This is a genomic window from Methylophilus sp. E2MeOHC9, assembly GCF_058744375.1.
Window position 1 is genome coordinate 1445460 of sequence record NZ_CP196024.1, and the last position, 17513, is coordinate 1462972.

Below are 17513 nucleotides of genomic sequence, written 5' to 3' on the forward strand. Positions count from 1 at the left end.
ATAATTAAAATATTGAATCAATTTCAATACCTCTATTAGCTAGAATTTCGACTATGTCTTGAAACACTTCCGTCGTGGATTTCCCGCCTGACGTCCTATAAATTAAATGTTCTACAGAGAATTTGCAATGAGTACATTTCCTAGGATTAAAGAATCCGGCATGGGTCCATTTTTTATTGCCAGAAGAGTAATGTAGAGCTAGATATAGCACTAACTGTTTAACATCTTTTCCAGAAATGTTTCTTGAGACAGTTTTTACTTCATAAAGAGTGTCATCAATAGAAAGGTCTGCTTCACATAAGCCTAGAAAACCTGAGCCGGCTACTAGTGGTGAGAACTCTATCGTAGTAGGCTTAATAAACTCAAAAAAAAGGTCATATTGATTTGCTATTAAATAAGATTCTTTTATTTCATCTTCACTTAAGACCATTTCAAGGTCGATATTGTTATATCTTCTGATGAATGAGACAGATCTGCTGTATGCCTTTTTAAAGCTGTCTGAGGTCGCTCCAATATCTGCTATTTTTATATCATCTTCCAGTGAAACTTTGGCAAGTTGGAACGACAGTTCTGCAACTAGGTCATGTTTTTCAATATTTGGCCCAACGGGTATATGGTGAAATTTGCTTTTATAACTCTCTGTCAAATCTTCAGCATTCGCTGCGTTAAGCAGGCTCACAAAACTAGGGGTTAATAGAGGTAAGCATTCTTCCCATAAACTATTAAACTCTTTAGCTATAATTTTTTCAGTAATCATAATGGGATACTTTGGTTGGATTGAGCCCTATGTGCGTACCAGTCTCTGACCAGTTTTTCTCGACTATTCCAATTATCTCTAATATGATCTCTCCAATGCTTTCCTTCATCTCCAAGTTTGTATGAGGCTATAATTAGCGCGCGCTTTTCCCACTCTGAAAAACCGCCATAATGTTTCTTGATATCCGTTAACCAGTAATGACATTCCCAGTGAGCCATTATCAAAATGATTAATCTTCTTATAAGTGGTTTGGTCGAGTTCTCGAAAATATCAATTAATATTTCTTCTTTTTCAAGCGTTCGGCTGACCGAAAGAGCTTGGATAAAATAGCTCACGTTTAGCTCTACGCTGAGTAGATGAGATTTATTTTCATAAAGTCTAACAAGGCTGTTATCAACCAATTTCTGACCATACTCCGGTAAATCTTGGTATAGGCCTTTTACAGCTCTCATGACCGTGACAAATACAGGCGATAAGACTATAAGATTATTTTCATCCAGCAATGTTCGGATGGCTCCTACTTTTGCATCCACATCTAATGCATGTATAGCTTTAATTGCTTGTTTTGAGACTGTTGAGTCAATTGTTGTTTTTGTGACTTCTCTGCCTAAAATTCCTAAAATATCTACACCCTTTACAGCCGATTTTAGGTATTCATAATCTTCGTCAGCAGTTTCTGAGTAGGGATCATAGCGAAGCGAAATATTCAGCAGCTTTTGTTCCTCGCTTGCAAGAGCATTGGAAGTTTCAGCTGGGTCTAGCAGATTATTTATTTCTCTGTATTCTTCAGTAGTTAGAATTTTTGTTTTCTTTTTCTGTAATGCTAAGCCTTCGTTATGAAGTTTCTCTGACAGTGTTACTAATACTTTGTAAGCTTCGGATTTGTCTTTACAAAAAATACTGTAATCATCAGCATATCTGCAAAATTTAATGCCCCTTCTTGAAAGTTGGGTGTCAGTGGACACTAGAGCTAATTCGGCGAGCATTCTCGAGGCTGGACCTCCGACAGGTAACCCATAAGATACATTATTCGAGAATGTACTTAATAACTGCATTATTCGTTTAGGGGTGTCGCCGACCTTGTCTAGACGTTGAAGCGCATTCTCGACACGGTGGTGATAGATGCGGGGATAAAAGTCAGCAATATCTGTAACTACTACATAAGCAAACTCTTTGCTTAAAGTCATTCCCCGCTTTCGATAATCATTCCATGAACTATCGAGAAAAAGCTTGGCATTTTCTTCATACCAGTCAAATCTGTACGAAAATACAGACTCTTCAGAAATTAATGGCCTCGTTTGCTCAATTTTTTCAGCTACTGATATAACCAAGGCTAAATAATAGGCATTCCAAAAGGGCTCAATTTGTGTAGCCCATCTAAATCCTGTATATCCAACTTGTGTAAGGGTTTCTAAAGTCGATGGCGTTTGTTGTGCTAAATACTCATCGAAGTTTTTATGTATATCTAAAAGTATTTCTTTGCACTCATCTGGTTTATCGAAAAAAAGATGTCGTTCAAACGGAAACGGGAAAACATCCGTATCCCCATGTTTGGCGATATTTTTTAAGGCTTTTTCAATAGCGGATTCAATTTTCATTGGACTTGAAATATCCTAATGTCGTTATTGTTGGTTGCGATTGGGAATCGTTAAATCTTTGAATTGTCAGCTTAGCATTACATGGAAAAGATTTGTAGCAACTAATGCTCATCCTTTTCTAACTTGTATGCCTTTGTACACGCAATGGCGATAAACCCTCGTAGTAACTTTCCCAAATTTTTCCCGCTCTTAGCCTCAAGCTCAATCCAAAATTCATCCGCTTACCGTCCCCAACCCTCCTATAGTCGTGAGTTTTGACCATAGACAATCAATCACAAGGTGGCTGATACCAAGATGATCCCGGGTGCAATCGGGGGCCGTTATGTTTGCTTGGCGCGGAAGTTGGGATTTGTCCAGGCAGGAGCTGTAATTCTTATTATTCAGAAACTATAAATGAAAGGAGACTCATCAAAGATCACAACTAATCAGTAAGTCACTCAGCTTCATATCTAAAGCATCTACAATTTTCAGCAGATTAATCACCGCGACATTATGCTCGCCACACCTTAATCACCACTGGGTTCAATGATGATTTTTTCTCTTTCTGCTTTGCCCAGCCTTGGGAAGCATTTTATCCACTCAGCTAGTTCATCATCTGCTGCATAAAAGTACGGTATGGGAACATTGAGAACTTGTGCCAAACGCTCCAATGTAGTGTAGTCCGGAATATGCTTGCCACGTTCATATTGATTCATTCTTGGGCTTGCAGAAAACTCATCAATCCCTGCGGCAATGCCAAGCTTCTTTTGAGATAGGCCTTTAGCCAATCTCGCTTCTTTCAATCTCTTTGCAACAACATCACTCATTTAGAATCATCGGTACGTTTTAGGTGCTCAGAGATTCTTAGTTTTTTGATAAACTCGATACTAAGGAATACTTAGTTTTTCGTGGTAAGTAACCTGTAGAAGTACTTTGTACAATCAGAAAGGAAAATAATGAAATTCTGTTTACTAATGACACTGGCATTAACGCTAATACCTATAGCAAATGCAGATACAACCAATGAAGCAATTACATTCAAAGGTATCCCTTTTGGGAAACCAGGTGCATTTGATGATGTGCAGAAATTATGTATGGAAAAAGCTGACGATAAAAATCGTGGAAAAGCCTGCGAGAGGAGCGTCTATAACAAAAACTCAATGGATTTTTATGTGGATTATGGCAGCTTGAGAAATGAATATATGTCCTTTTCATTCGATGAGCAAAACTCACTCAGGGCAGTAAGAATTATGTTGTTGCCTAGATCATTTATTCCAGATTTAGTAGCCGTATTAGAGGCCAAATATGGAAAACCAGATATCACTTCTAATCAAGTAGAAAATGGAATTGGAATGAAGTTCGATAACAATATTTATATATGGACTGACTCCCAGGGAAATCGAATCAGAATTCAGTCGCTCTTCAAAGAACTGAGATACGGTAAGTTGGAGATTGAATCCGGTGTAGATTTAAGAACTCAAAACCAACTTAAAGAAATTATGAAAGAAGCGGGAAAAGCTAATCTTTAAACATTGACTTCAAAAATCCATTGACCCGTATGCCGAAAGGTGTGCGGGTTTTTTTTACGCCTATACAAAGGAGCCCTATGGTCGAAATATGTAATTTCAAGGAAGCTTTCCAGCTTTATCAAACCAATCAATTAGCCTTAACCGTTGTCCAGGATATTGCTTACCTGCTCATGAATGTTTGTGACGATCACCCACCGAATGTTCATTCTTATACAGACATCAATGCTGACAATCTCAAATGGCTATCCGGCCAACTGTATGCTGAATTTTCATTCAATGAATACCTTGGTGGGGATGCATATATCTGTGAATCCGAGGCTGACTTAAAAAGCATCAAAGCTTTTGATCCGGCATGGGCTGCTAAACATGGAGATTGGCCCAATATCACTGACCAACCAATGATTTTTGATGTATGCCACAAACTCGATAGTGGATGGGCAGTGTTTTGTTTCATTTGGAACAATGCCGGTGGTTCGACCTATTACGTTCCCGAGTCGTTGTGGTCCGCAGCAAGAGTTGAGGAGCATCTGGCAATGAATCAAAGTTAATTCAGTCGCGATAAACCAGCCATCTTATATGAAGGGTGCAATGCATTTGATCATTTAATTTATTCAAAAGGAACAACTATGAAAGCCAAACGCATCGTCAAAGCGAGTGAGTGTCTTAACTTATCTGCAAAGTACAACATTAAATACCACATCGGAATTGATGACCAAGACAACATCATTATTCGTGTGTATGAAAATGAAGGTGGAGGGTACTTCAGTTCAGAATGGGTTAAATTGCAAACCATCCTGGACAAACTAGACAGTGCCAAAAAGCCACTAACATCATTCTCACTGCATGGCATTTTTGAGGGTAAGAGTGCCAATACACCGGGTTTTGTCTTTGCAGTTATTTATGCAGAAGACTTGGTCGAGCGTGATATTGAAAACCCACGTGTTTATGTCAGTTGCGATCCAAAGCCTGTCATTGAATCAATAGAAGCCCTCATCAAAAGTGGTGTCGATATCAAGGTCCAGCCCATTGAAAAGTCCAAGCCAGAACCATCAAAGCCTGTCAAAACCACACCATCAAAAACTACCAAATAGCTTCCATAGCAGTAGGTCGGATTCTTAGTCCGTTAGTCTAGTTTCAACTACCCCTCATCAAGCCAAGCCAGATAAGGGTTTAGCAAATATCTGTTTTCTCAATTTCCGCAATACCGCCCCTATACCGACCTTACCGGTAACCGTTTTACCTTACACCACTAATTTTCAGTGAATTCTCGGAGTTCTTAATGGCACTTTTGACCCTGCTCGTAATTGGGCTTTTCTGTTTGTTATTTCGCAGTACCCGGATGATTGGCGTAATTGGATTAACTCTAATCGTCCTTGTTTACCCGGTAGTGTTTCTGACACTTTTGCTTGTTTGTTCTGTTGTTGCTTTTTTAAAGTTACGGAGGAAATTAAATGTTATTAATCAATCAAAATTACCTGGAAGCTCTTGAGGTTATTCTTACATGGGACATACCTGACGATGCAATACCCCGTGCTGTGGCAGATCAAGCGCAGCTAATGGCCGGATTCCATTGCGAACAGCTATACATGGACGATAGGCTTCAATAACAATTCAGTATTACCTTTTATCCCCACCTTACTTAATCACCTGATATGACAAATATAAAAGTCGGCTTAATTGTCGAGATTTGTCACATCTATTGATTGGGTGGAGTGGGGCTTAGCTTAAATTTTTTTGCGTTATTTTTGGTTCTTTTCTGAAGTGGGCGCGAAACTGCAAAACTGAAATTCTGTTATTGGATGCATATGTCTGGCCACTCATTTGGCGTGTTGACATATCATTTAATTTGTCTATAAAATAGAAGGTTGCTCTATTTAAGTTTATGATTATATTGAGTTTTCCTTTCTGGGGAGCCTTACAAAGTAATCAATAAAATTAGCTTATTTGGAAGCCCCCGCATGGGAAGAGAAATTTTCTGATGTGGACGCTCTTTAACAAAACGAATGGAGGTAAATAAGCCCCTGGGAAGGGGGAATAGAATTTGTGAATCTAAAATTTATAAAAATATTTTTGAAGAAATTTCAAAGGAAAAATTATTAATACTCAGTCAATTAACGGGAATGCTCTTAGCACAACAAGTGCATTTGCTATCCCAGGCGTGAATAAGAGTGAAGCTAAAAATGAATATATGGAATCTGCGATTGTGTTTTTACAGTCGGGGTTCCCAGTAATACCGCTAAAAATCGGTGAAAAAATACCTGCCGTGAAGTGGGATACATGGTTGGAAGGTTTGGATGAAGTCAAAATTCGTCAATACTGGAGCAAACACCCTGATCATGAGCTAGGCTTTATCGTACCTGAAAATATTCTGGTACTAGATTGCGATGGGCCTGAGTCATTAGCTGCGTTAAATATATTAGAGGCTGATTTTGCGATTACTTCTAATTTTGTTGTTGCAACTAAAAGAGGTCAACACCGATATTACCGTTTAAGTTCTGACGTGTGGGCCAAAACTGACTCTCACAAAACCGATGATCATCCCGAAAGAATTGATGTAAAAGCCAAGCGCTCTATGGTTGTTCTACCCCCTAGTACCGGCAAGACAATGCTTTCTGAGAAAGTCATTATCGCAAGTGATTTAGTCGAGGTAGATCAAAGTTTTGTTGATGCTGTTTTTACGCACAATGGCAGATCTAGTCCATCTAGCCCTGTCTTAACTTCTCGAATTGTTGAGGATAGGGTAGCAACAGAGCAAACCTTATTTCGTTTGAACGCCATGTTAGCAGTGCTTGACCCTGATTGCGGTCGGGATGACTGGCGAAATGTTGGCATGGCTATCCATTATGAAACTGGTGGAAGCGATGTTGGCTACACTCTCTGGCAAGCATGGAGTGAGAAAGGCAAAAAATATCCTGGCGATGCGGAAATTAGATATCAGTGGTCTACCTTCGATAGTGATGTACCTAACCCAATCACGATTGCATCTATGCGTAGTATGGTTGTTAAGGCTGGTTACGATGCTGAGGAATTATGCATGTCTCCTGAAGATCGTTTCAAAACGGTGACCGTTGAAGATGTGCAAGAAGAGAACTTGCTAAAAAAATACTCATTGGCTGGTGATCTGGCTGAAATGGAGAAAAACACCCTGGCTTCTGTGCCGCTGTTGGGCAACATCGCGTTGCAAGGGCAATGGACCGCCATATTTGCAGCCCCCAATACTGGTAAAACTCTGATTGTGTTATCCATGATCATGAATGGTATTGAAAGCGGAAAGATCAATCCTGACAAGCTTTATTACCTTAATATGGATGATTCTGGTGAGGGTTTAGTTACTAAATTAGGTTTTGCTGAAGAGTTTGGGTTTCATATGCTTGCAGAGGGCCACCATGGGTTCAAAGCCACAGATTTTCTGGAAATATTAAAGCAGTTAATTCAGAAAGATCAGTGCTCAGGTGTCATTGTCGTTCTTGATACTGTGAAGAAGTTTGTCGATGTCATCGATAAAAAAAGGGTGCGAGAGTTCACTACGGCAATACGCGGCTTTGTCATGCAGGGCGGGACATTAATTAGTCTGGGGCACGTCAATAAAAACTTGAATGCATCAGGTAAACCTGTGTTTGGCGGGGTCTCTGATTTTAGGGATGACGCCGATTGCGTCTATATGCTTTACACGCTTGATGAGTCCGTACCTGATCATAAAGTAGTTATGTTTGAAAATGACAAGCTACGGGGCAATGTCGATCTCAGGGTTGCTTACCGATATGCCAGAGTTAACGGTCTACCTTATTCTGAACTGGTCGCATCAGTTGAAAAAGTTAACGAAAATGAAGTAGGCAAAATGTTGACTGAAATTGAGCAAAAGTCTGATGTCGATGTTATACGGGTCATCCTCGAATGCATAAGCTCCGGGACCAACACTAAAATGAAATTAGGCAAGGTGGTCGCCAGGCTTGCAGATGTCAGCGAGAGAGCTGCACTGCGAACCATAGACAAATATACCGGCACTGATACTGCCTTACATCATTGGAAGTTCGAGAGAGAAGGGCATGGCGCTCACAAGTATTCAATCCTAGTCTAAGCAGTAATTCAGTTCCGCAGTTTCGCACTGCACCTCAAGGCGGGTTCATCTTCACGGGTGACCCGCCTTTTCAATTTATAACTAATCAATGAAAGGCATGATGCATGGCAATTGTAAAATTAACCCAGGACTTTATTGATCATCACTTAGTTTGTCCTTATGGTGTCAATCGCATTGAATTTGTAAGCGATACACGATCTGGGCTCTATGTTGAAACCAGAAAGGCCAGCAGTGGTTACGGGACTTGGTACCTTAGGTACAAAGATGCAAATGGTAAATCCTGCCACCAGAAAATAGGTCGCACTATTGATATGACGCTCGCAGAAGCTAATGAGGCTGTGAAAATACTGAAGGCCGAAATTGCCTTGGGAGCTGATCCCCGCGCTGAAGAAAAAGCCAGGCTTGCAGTCATAACGCTAAACCAATTTTTTGATGAATACTACTTACCGCATGCCAAGTTGAATAAACGCTCGTGGCTTCGTGACCAGCAATTATTTTCCAGGTTGGATACTAGGTTTGGTAATAAACGCCTGAATGAAATTACTCGACTGGAGTTACAGCAGCTTCACGGTAACTTGATTCGAGAGGGTTTAGCACCTGCAACAGCAAATCACCACATTAAGCTGGCAAAACGAATGTTTAATCTTGCCATTTCTTGGGACCTTGCGACTGTGAATCCTGCATCCAAGATACGGTTGTATGCTGAAGATAACTTGGTTGAGAACTTACTGGATGAGGACCAACTGAGTCATTTGCTGAATGTGCTCAAAGATGGGAAGCCGAAAGCAGTATGTCAGCTGCTGATTTTTCTGTTGAGTACAGGTTCGAGATTTAGTGAAGCAGCGAAAAGCACATGGTCACAATTCGATTTGAAAAATCGGGTATGGAGGATACCTGCAACAAACGCAAAATCTAAGAAGGTTCGAGCGCTACCACTGAACGATTCAGCAATGGCTGTGATTAATAATTTGGAAACCATTGGCAATCATGATTATCTGTTCATTAATGTGAAAACTCAGCTTCCTTACACAACGATTGCCAAAAGCTGGTCAGTGTTGAAGAAGAAGGCTGGTATTCATCAGTCACTGCGAATCCATGATATGCGACACAACTTCGCTAGTATGCTGGTGAACTCAGGCGTTAGTTTGTATGTGACTCAGCAACTACTGGGTCATTCAACACCAGTGGTTACGCAGCGGTATGCACACTTGAACACTAGCTCGTTGCAAAAAGCATCCGACATGGCATCCCAAAAAATCATTGCTGGGCAGGAATCAAAAGCTGCTGCCTAGTAGTGTGATGTGCATGTAACTTTGATCCAGTGGTTTGTTATTCTTTGATGTCGAAGGGTGGCAAGCTGCTGGGTTACACTTATTTCGAGGGTGTGCAGCGTCGCAGTTTTTCAGTGTTGCACCAGTTTCACTTTTTTGGGTATTTCAGTTGCACCCGAATCTCCACCCGATGAGAGTCGCAAATCTCGTCCGCAGTCGCATTTCTTGGTCCATGGTGAAGCAATCCGGGGTGGGTTGTCACAAAGGTACTCCAGGAGGTCATCGTCAGCCATTATGGTGGCTTGACATGGGAATTAAAATTTATCCATGGAGAGGACGATTAGTTTCAGAGCTTTTTAATGTTGCACTGGGATTGCCACAATCGCTGTTTCATAGCCGATCATGTTGAGTTAACGACCCGTGATTTTCAGTTCGGTGAGGTTTCGGTAAACCAAACCTGCTAACTCATTGATTCGGATAGAAAAGGGGTGCTGAAACTTGTCCAACATCAACTTCATTGGTTCGGTATTAGGTTCGGTATTGAGTCCAGATTGCAGCGTGACCTGAAAAAATACTTAATTTTCTTGTCATTAGAAATTCAACCGGATCACGTTCCGTGTACTTTTAATCCGTTTGTCGTGGGTTCGATCCCCGCACACCCTACCAAAATATAAAAGACGGCTTGCAGAAATGTGAGCCGTTTTTCTTTTCTCAATGCCTAATATCTAATTAGAGCACCGAACTCATAATCCGTCTGTGCTGTGTTCGACTCACAGAGGGGCCACCATTTATAAAGAGACTCAAGGTTAACGCCTTGGGTCTCTTTTGTTTTGGGGTAAGCATCATATGCTTTGACTTGTGGAGAAAGTTACACAGAACCATAGATAACAATCAAAATTCTAATTAATAAAATTTTAAATTATATATACAATGCTTCCGCGAATGGCCGACTCAAATGCTGTGCGGTTGATCATAAACATTAAAAATAATTTTCGACCAATTGGAAAGTCATGCTGAATAAAAATAACAATTCAATATCCGATCGTGCTCTGGAAAATCTACGCGGTATTGTAAAAAATAAAACGCGCTTTGAACCTAACGAAATTTTAGCCGTTTCGCAGGAAGATATTCAACAGTCATTTCAAGTTGTGTCTCAGCATGAATTGAAGGCGGTCTTAGTTGAGAAAAATATTACGGGAAATTTCCTAAAAGCGGACGCAGTAGAAAAGCTCAAAGTTGATAATCCTAGGCAATCTGCTGAGTCTGAAACTGAAGCCCGATTAAATTTAGCTGCCACAAATCTGCTGGCTGAACTCAACGAGCCAAAAACAAAATACAACCATCCAAGGTTAAATCCTTACTTAGCGGCGCAACATAAATATTACATGCTGAATACATGTAACACTTGTGCCGGGCATGGCAAACTTAGATGTGGCAAATGTGGGGGTGCTGGAGAAAATACATGCTCAAGCTGTCATGGATATGGAAAAGTTAGATGCACAGCGTATAACTGTCTCAACGGGCAAGCAACATGCTCGAAATGCAGTGGCACTAACAGCATTGCCGTCTCAGTTCCATATCAAGAGACGTATTGGGTCAGCAACGGAAATGGTGGTGGATACAATTCTTACCGAACAGTCTATCGAACAGAGTATCGCGGTTGTGATGCCTATGGCTGTTACAACGGTCGCGTCAGGTGTCAAATTTGTTTTGGCATAGGAAAAGTTAATTGCGGCGGTTGCGGCACATCAGGCAAGGTTACATGCTCACTATGCTCTGGATCTGGCGCTTTGACTTGCAGCGATTGTGAAGGCACAACGGTAACCGGATTGGCGGGATGGATCAATGTCGATGTCGACACAAATAACGCCCTTAATCTTGTTAAAGACCAAGACCCTAATGCTAGAAAAATAGTGAGTGTTGAAGGGGTTAGTGGCGTTACTCAGGTGGCTAACGAACTCAAACTTTCAAATACTGAAAAATCACCAACAACACAAAATCAAATCATTGCGAACTATCAAGGTCATTTTGATATCGCTAATTTGAAAGTAAGCTGTGCAGGCTCGGAATTTAAGCTTGTAGCATATGGCATTAACTTAAACTGGCTTTATACAGATGGAATCATTGAGCATCTTCTGCAAAGTGACCTTTCAAATCTTGAATCAGCCATCATATCGATTCGTGATGAAGGGTGGAAGTCTGCGAATTTTATTCCCTTGCTTCAGCCACTAAACTATGTGATTTCATCAGAAATAAATATCGATCACATTGATGCCGAGATCGAGGGGAAGTCCTTGGAAGATTCCCTTGTGACGCCTGAATTCAGCAATCGTTTAAAAGATTCTATTTACCAATCACTAAGCTTAATTCACAGTCGCTCTGCGAAGAATGAATGGTGGAAACTATTTATAGCAACTGGTGTGATTGATGTAGCAACAACATACTTTTTAGAAGATATAACGCATGGCATACTTGCCGGAATAGCTACTGTGATATCAGGCTGGTTTATATTCAAAAACAAAACAGCCAAAATCATAACTGGTCAACTCACTGAGCCTAACGATTGGCACAGAGTTAATAGCATTGCAGCTAAAACGAAGGTTAGAAGAATCGCCGCGCTCTTACTTGCAGCTCCATCGCTGGTATTAATAATAGCTTTGACAGCGCTAATGCCGTTGTGATGTGACTTACGAGTAACACTCCGCTTTCAGGATTATGCAAACGGCGCACTAGATATTAACAATTACTCTAATCTAATTAACAGTCAACCTTTATCTGCTGATTTCCACGTTAATAGTTATCTGGATAAATTGGTAATTCAAATTATTAGTAATTCAAACGCTCTTAATTTGATGACAATGATGGTCTTAGCAAGAATAAATCAAAGCCAAGATGACGTGAGTTTCGTCAAGGGGCTACGGTTAAGCTATCAAGACATAATGCTCGAGTTACGATTTAACTAATTCCTCAAATTCATTCGACGCACTCGACGACTTGGCGCCTTTCGATGGACTATATGACTTTCTGACTGGTTTCGGGTTTGTCAGGTCGTCGAATCGTGTCAAATCGCTTTGATCAGGACATTCACCCACGCGCAGTCCCAAGCCCAGCCCATAGTCTCACGCCTTGATCCAAAGCCAAGCAATCAGGCGCTTGCTAATGCCGACGTAATCCCGGTGGCAATCGTTGGCAATTATATTGGCTTGGCGTGGAGGTCAGTTTTAGAGCCTACTTCATGGTATTGGGGAAAATGGAAAAGAAACCGAAGAGTTTCAAGGCTTCACAAGTATCGAAGAATTTAGTCGCTGTTATTAAAGATTTTGGAAAACGTGCCGATGTTAGTTAAGTACCACTAATTTTTGAAATGGAGTTGGTGTGGATTCTGTCGTAGATGGTTCTGGTGAAAGTACGAATGGAGGAAGCGCCGCCCTTGATTTAATAATACAAAAACCAAAGGACATTCCCATGAAACCTAGTTATTTAACCGCGCTCTTTTTCCTCATTGTGTCATTTATACCAATCAACACCTATGCCGGATTCGAATCAGAATCCCATCTCATGCTTACCCAAAAAGTAGTATATATCGAATACGAAAACAGAAAAAACAAAGCGCTTTATAAATTGGATACACCAATTTATGTTCAGGGACGTAAAGTGAATGATTACAGGAACTCAAATCCAGGGTATGAAGGCACTGCTTGGTATCATTTTAAAATCACTCATGTTGCCAGATATGCACAGGACGGTGAGCCTGGACCAATTTTCCCAAATGGGCAGGTATCGGATGATTATGAGCTGGTGTTTTTAAATAACGGCGGTGCTAGAGAGACTTTTTATGTCAGCGAAATAGAGTCGGTCAATACCACTTTCGAAAGTAATGTTCGTGGTGCTAGAACTTCAGCTGCGTTCAAATTCCATAACGGACGCGAAGTTCAATATGCATACATGAATAATCCTGAGCTTCCGAATTTATTGTGCCCGAAGGGACTAACTAGTAGCAGAGATACTTCCAGTAAAAAATGTTACAACGTCGATTTAGTTGGTCAATATGTTGACTGGGCAAACAAACATTATGTAGAAATGGCCGATATAAAATCTTATGGCATGACAAATATAGAATTTTTCACTGGTAAAAAAGGTGAGGATCTATTCAAGCAAGTAATGACTGAAGTTTCGGCTATGAAGGCATCGGAAGAGAGCAAGAAATTAGCAGAAAGCAAGAAAAAGGAGGAGGTTGCCAAGAAACTAAATGCTTGGAGAAAAACTTTGGCCGAAGGTGAGGAAACCGCTTGCGGTATTGTTATCGAGCGTAAAAAAGGAATTGCTAACATTCAGATGAAGGGTCAAACTCGCTGGATAAAAGTTGACGAACTGGCGCCATTTAGCCTTGGAAACTGCAATAGTTAATCATGATGAAAGCACTACCGATATTGATCAGCTATTTCTAGTCTGTTTGTCGTGGGTTCGATCCCCGCACACCCTACCAAAATAAAAAAGACGGCTTGCAGAAATGTGAGCCGTTTTTCTTTTTCTAATGCCGAACGGCGACTCAGAATTTCAGTTTTTCACTATTTTTCAGCAAGTACAGTTTTTCAAAATTTCGGCGTTTCAGGATTTTTAGGTTAGCTCAACTCTGCCGACTCCGAAACTTCACCCGCCAGCTGCCTCAAACCCAACGCAGGTGAATTCGAGTATTTACACACAACTTCAAGAGTTGGTCCTGATGCCGTGGGGGTCTTTTTTGTTTTGAGGTGAGGTAAACTAGATTATTGTCAGCCCCCGCCTTGCGTATTTAACTTTAGAAATTTATGCAAATTAAAAATTACTGGTTTGGTGCTTTATCTTTAATTCTGGCATTAGCATATGCTGTAATGGCATTTAACATGGGACCCACGGATACTCACATGAGTAATTTTTTATGGGCAAGTATGTTTTACATTCCGTTTTGTATTATTTCATTTCAGACTTTCAAATACTCCAAAAAGCTAGTAATCAAGAAAGGTTCTTGGGCATACCTCTTTTTACTTATTGTAAGTACTGCCGCAATGATGAGTATTGGTCAAAATATGGCTGGGGCTATATTGGGATTATTTAATCTAATTCTTTGCTCTGTTCTCCTTATCCATATAAATTCTGAAAGAAACCGGGCAATCCAACTCTAAATACCTATGACTTTGTTTCCAAACCCTGCCCATAGTCGCACCCCTTGAGCCATAGCCACACATTCAGCGGCTGGCTGATACGACGGTAGTCCCGGTGGCAATCGTTGGCCGTTATGTTGGCTTGACGTGGTAGTTTTGGTTTATCCAAGCGGGAGTGTCTAGCGTTAATATTCAAGTTCGATGCTCAAATGGGAAGCCATCACAAAAGATTCATTTGATACACTATCGATTCAGCAGTCGCATCATTATTCAAAGTGTATATAAATTTTTTTAAAAATATTCTTGCCTGCAAAATACTGGTGCTAATACTTTTTAGCCTGCCTAAAGAGTCTCTTGCTAACGAGCTTTCTGAGGACTTTGATGTAGAAGAATTTATTCAGATGAATATCAATCAGGGTAAAGTTTTTGTTGATTATTGCTCAGCTCAAAATGAGTCTTATGCTGAAAAAATATGGCATAAGTTTTATTTCAATGCCAATGTAAATAAGCCGCAGAGTATTCGTGATTTGAACGAAAAAGAACTTGAATCTAATTACCAAAACAAAATGCGGAGTTTTAAAGAAAGTGCTTGGGGAGTTTGCCTGAGTAAAAAGCAAATATTATCAAACAATCTGTGTGAGGACATTGGAGCAGCTATGTTGAATGGCTCAATTAAATTGATAGTAGACACCCTTTTTAAGCATGTAGAAGAAATGAAAAAAAACGATGAAAATTTCAAAAAAATGAATGATGCTTTTGGTGGGCCTGACTCTGCAAATGTGTGTCCTGAGTAGGTGATTTTCTCGACTCACATAGGGGCCACTATTTATAGAGAGACTCAAGGTTAGCGCCTTGGGTCTTTTTTGTTTTGTGGTGCTAATATCTTTCTATGAAGAATAACAATCTCAAATTCTAATCAGATGACCGCTTCAATAAGTTCTAATCGTATTTACTTTCAAGGGAACCCTTGGCCTGAAGGACATAGGATTAAAGATTTTCAGTGGAGATTAGAGATAATAGACGCTGAGGTCTGGTTCCACTTCCATTTGGTAACAGATGATTATTATGCAGAGCGGGATATTGAAGATGATGAAAATCTAGATTATCCGTCGGATTGGAATGCTCCTATTGTATGGGGCAACTATCATCGATGCACTATCTCTTCAACTGATTGGCACGAAGGGGGCTTTAAAATTTGCGAGATTGACAAATACTCATTGGACTTTTTAGATGAATTAGAGCTTGGTGTAGATGCTTTGCCATGTGACCTTAATGATCATGATGCAAAAGCATTTCAGATTTACCTCTTAGGCCACGATACCGTAGTAGATCATTGTATTAAATTTTTTCGTATTGAAAGGACTGACAACTTTAGAATTCAATGGAATGGCAAGATTGCTTTGACGTATGTTGGTGACTATGAGCCTTCTCATCAATTCAATTTAGAAATTGCATCTGTTAAAGCGCCAACGCTTTATTTTACACCCTACACATAGTCTCACGCCTTGAGCCATAGCTAAGCAATTAGGGGCCTGTGGATACGAAGGTAACCTCGATTGAGATCGTTGGCCGTTATGGTGGTTTGGCGTGGGAAATCAGATTTGTCCAGGCGGGAGTGGCTTAGCGTTGATAGTTACTAATTAACTGTTCTATAAAGATGTAAAAAAGCCCTGAATACAACAGGGCAAGGAGGATATTACATTTTTATATTTAGTTATGGTGTTTACGTCTGGTGGAAAAGCCAATCAATCCAAGTCCAGTAAGCAACATGGCTAGATTCTCTGGTTCAGGTACAGGTGCTACTTTTCCTGAAGTAATTGCCCATGCATATAATTGGAAGTTTTTGTGCTCTTCAAACGGTTCGCCAATAAAATTATTGAATATTCGAGCCTCCGAGTCTGTGCTTTTCTCCGTGCCAGACCAATAGAAATCAGTTTTTAGATTATCGAAGGTCGTTGTGCTTGGGACATTTGAAAACATACTTCCGCCCAACTCATCATAAAATAATTCTGAATACTCATTGCCCGAGCTTGTGCCATTTCTAAGCGGTGTGGTAAAAAAAGTATAATCAGAAGTATATTTAGGTAATAACCAGTCGTTACTGCCTCCATATCTGACGTCGTTTAAGTAGCTGATGAATGCCATTGCACCAAACCAGCTTGTGCGCCCCAATTCGCTTTGGCTAAAGTCTGTGGCAGAGATTGTGTAGATGCCAGTGGGACTGAAGTTATTAGGTAAGTTGGTGATGGTTGGGCTTGCACTTATAATTGCATTAACGACATTGGTATAGCCTTTTGACGCTATCAAACTACCTAATAAATTGGCATCTTTAGTCCAAGTCACGTCACTAACTGAACTGTAAACTAGATCAACTCCATTCGGATTGTATGAAGTGAGTGCAGCTTCAGCATTCAAACTTGCCAATGCGATTGATGCTGCGAGTATTACTTTCGATTTAATTCGAGCTTTCCCAAGCATGTAGACACCTCTTCTGAGCAATTATTTTTAAAGTTTACGGCGAGATGCCCAACCAACAAGTCCAAAACCTAAAACTAGCATGGCATAGCTTTCAGGTTCAGGTACTGCAGTGGTAACTGAGTATGCAAGCTGAATTTGCCAGTTACCATTTGGATTGAAACTGGTAAAAGCCCCATTTCCATCGGTGTTATAAACCCCAAAATCAATCGCAGTGAATGTTCCGCTGCCATACGCGCCACTAAATAAACCTGTGCCACCTGTGATCGTTACTGTGCCGTCATAGTAATTATCTACTGTGCCTGGATTAGAAATGCTAGGTGTAAGCGCACCATTAGCTAATGCATGGGTGAAAAAGATCTTGTCGCCATTGCTAAGTGTTTCAGTGATTGTGCAAGAAACACAAGTGACGACATTTTCGATTGTTGAGAATGACTGAGTACTGCTACCAGTGAATATTGAAGCGTCGCCTGCAGTTAGTGTTTGAGATGAACTTGTATGAACAAACGTAGCAATCGGTAAGGCCCAAGTCGCTTCCCAATTTCCACTAAAACTTTCTTCAACGGTATAAGTGATTGCACTTGCATGCAGTGAGATCGATGAAAGAGTGACTGCAATAAGAAATTTACCAAGACTGCTCAGTGTGCTCATACTATCCTCCACAATTAATAATAATTTTTATGAA

Annotated in this window: 15 protein-coding genes; 10 read left to right on the forward strand and 5 right to left on the reverse strand. The window is 40.4% G+C overall.

Annotated features, from left to right (window positions below; genetic code table 11):
* Positions 1-4: 4 nt before the first annotated feature.
* The 3 genes from ACSSVF_RS06960 to ACSSVF_RS06970 all read right to left on the reverse strand — a co-directional run bounded on the left by ACSSVF_RS06960 (position 5) and on the right by ACSSVF_RS06970 (position 3161).
* Entirely contained in the window at positions 5-757 is a 753-nt protein-coding gene (locus tag ACSSVF_RS06960; protein ID WP_492406184.1) for a hypothetical protein, read from the reverse strand.
* Positions 754-2355 (reverse strand): RNA-directed DNA polymerase, encoded by a 1602-nt coding sequence (locus ACSSVF_RS06965; protein ID WP_492406185.1) that lies wholly within the window; start codon positions 2353-2355, stop codon positions 754-756. The genes ACSSVF_RS06960 and ACSSVF_RS06965 overlap by 4 nt, the downstream gene beginning before the upstream one ends.
* A gap of 506 nt (positions 2356-2861) precedes the next feature.
* Positions 2862-3161, reverse strand: a complete 300-nt coding sequence (locus ACSSVF_RS06970; protein WP_492406186.1) for a helix-turn-helix domain-containing protein — start codon at positions 3159-3161, stop codon at positions 2862-2864.
* 129 nt (positions 3162-3290) lie between these two features.
* On the opposite strand from ACSSVF_RS06970, the gene ACSSVF_RS06975 reads away from it, so the two are divergent.
* The 10 genes from ACSSVF_RS06975 to ACSSVF_RS07020 all read left to right on the forward strand — a co-directional run bounded on the left by ACSSVF_RS06975 (position 3291) and on the right by ACSSVF_RS07020 (position 15849).
* Positions 3291-3863: a hypothetical protein gene (locus ACSSVF_RS06975; protein ID WP_492406187.1), complete on the forward strand. Its 573-nt coding sequence runs from the start codon at positions 3291-3293 to the stop codon at positions 3861-3863.
* Positions 3864-3940: 77 nt separating this feature from the next.
* Positions 3941-4411: a hypothetical protein gene (locus ACSSVF_RS06980; protein ID WP_492406188.1), complete on the forward strand. Its 471-nt coding sequence runs from the start codon at positions 3941-3943 to the stop codon at positions 4409-4411.
* A gap of 78 nt (positions 4412-4489) precedes the next feature.
* A complete protein-coding gene (locus ACSSVF_RS06985; RefSeq protein ID WP_492406189.1) occupies positions 4490-4954 on the forward strand; it encodes a hypothetical protein in 465 nt (154 codons plus the stop codon).
* Between the two features lie 1097 nt (positions 4955-6051).
* On the forward strand, positions 6052-7941 hold the full coding sequence (locus ACSSVF_RS06990; protein WP_492406190.1) for a PriCT-2 domain-containing protein: 1890 nt from the start codon (positions 6052-6054) through the stop codon (positions 7939-7941).
* Between the two features lie 104 nt (positions 7942-8045).
* Entirely contained in the window at positions 8046-9233 is a 1188-nt protein-coding gene (locus ACSSVF_RS06995; protein ID WP_492406191.1) for a site-specific integrase, read from the forward strand.
* A 989-nt stretch (positions 9234-10222) separates the two neighbouring features.
* The gene (locus ACSSVF_RS07000; RefSeq protein WP_492406193.1) at positions 10223-11893 is read left to right on the forward strand and encodes a DnaJ-like cysteine-rich domain-containing protein; all 1671 of its coding nucleotides are present in this window, start codon (positions 10223-10225) and stop codon (positions 11891-11893) included.
* 694 nt (positions 11894-12587) lie between these two features.
* Positions 12588-13619, forward strand: coding sequence for a hypothetical protein (locus ACSSVF_RS07005; RefSeq protein WP_492406194.1), 1032 nt, complete (start codon positions 12588-12590; stop codon positions 13617-13619).
* Positions 13620-14020: 401 nt separating this feature from the next.
* The gene (locus ACSSVF_RS07010; protein WP_492406195.1) at positions 14021-14374 is read left to right on the forward strand and encodes a hypothetical protein; all 354 of its coding nucleotides are present in this window, start codon (positions 14021-14023) and stop codon (positions 14372-14374) included.
* Positions 14375-14628: 254 nt separating this feature from the next.
* Positions 14629-15147 carry a hypothetical protein gene (locus tag ACSSVF_RS07015; protein WP_492406196.1) on the forward strand — a complete coding sequence of 173 codons (519 nt, stop codon included), beginning with the start codon at positions 14629-14631 and terminating at the stop codon, positions 15145-15147.
* Between the two features lie 126 nt (positions 15148-15273).
* Positions 15274-15849 carry a hypothetical protein gene (locus ACSSVF_RS07020; RefSeq protein WP_492406197.1) on the forward strand — a complete coding sequence of 192 codons (576 nt, stop codon included), beginning with the start codon at positions 15274-15276 and terminating at the stop codon, positions 15847-15849.
* Between the two features lie 214 nt (positions 15850-16063).
* Here ACSSVF_RS07020 and ACSSVF_RS07025 read toward each other — a convergent pair whose 3' ends face one another.
* Positions 16064-16831: a PEP-CTERM sorting domain-containing protein gene (locus ACSSVF_RS07025; protein WP_492406198.1), complete on the reverse strand. Its 768-nt coding sequence runs from the start codon at positions 16829-16831 to the stop codon at positions 16064-16066.
* 27 nt (positions 16832-16858) lie between these two features.
* The gene (locus ACSSVF_RS07030) at positions 16859-17479 is read right to left on the reverse strand and encodes a PEP-CTERM sorting domain-containing protein (protein ID WP_492406199.1); all 621 of its coding nucleotides are present in this window, start codon (positions 17477-17479) and stop codon (positions 16859-16861) included.
* Positions 17480-17513 lie beyond the last annotated feature (34 nt).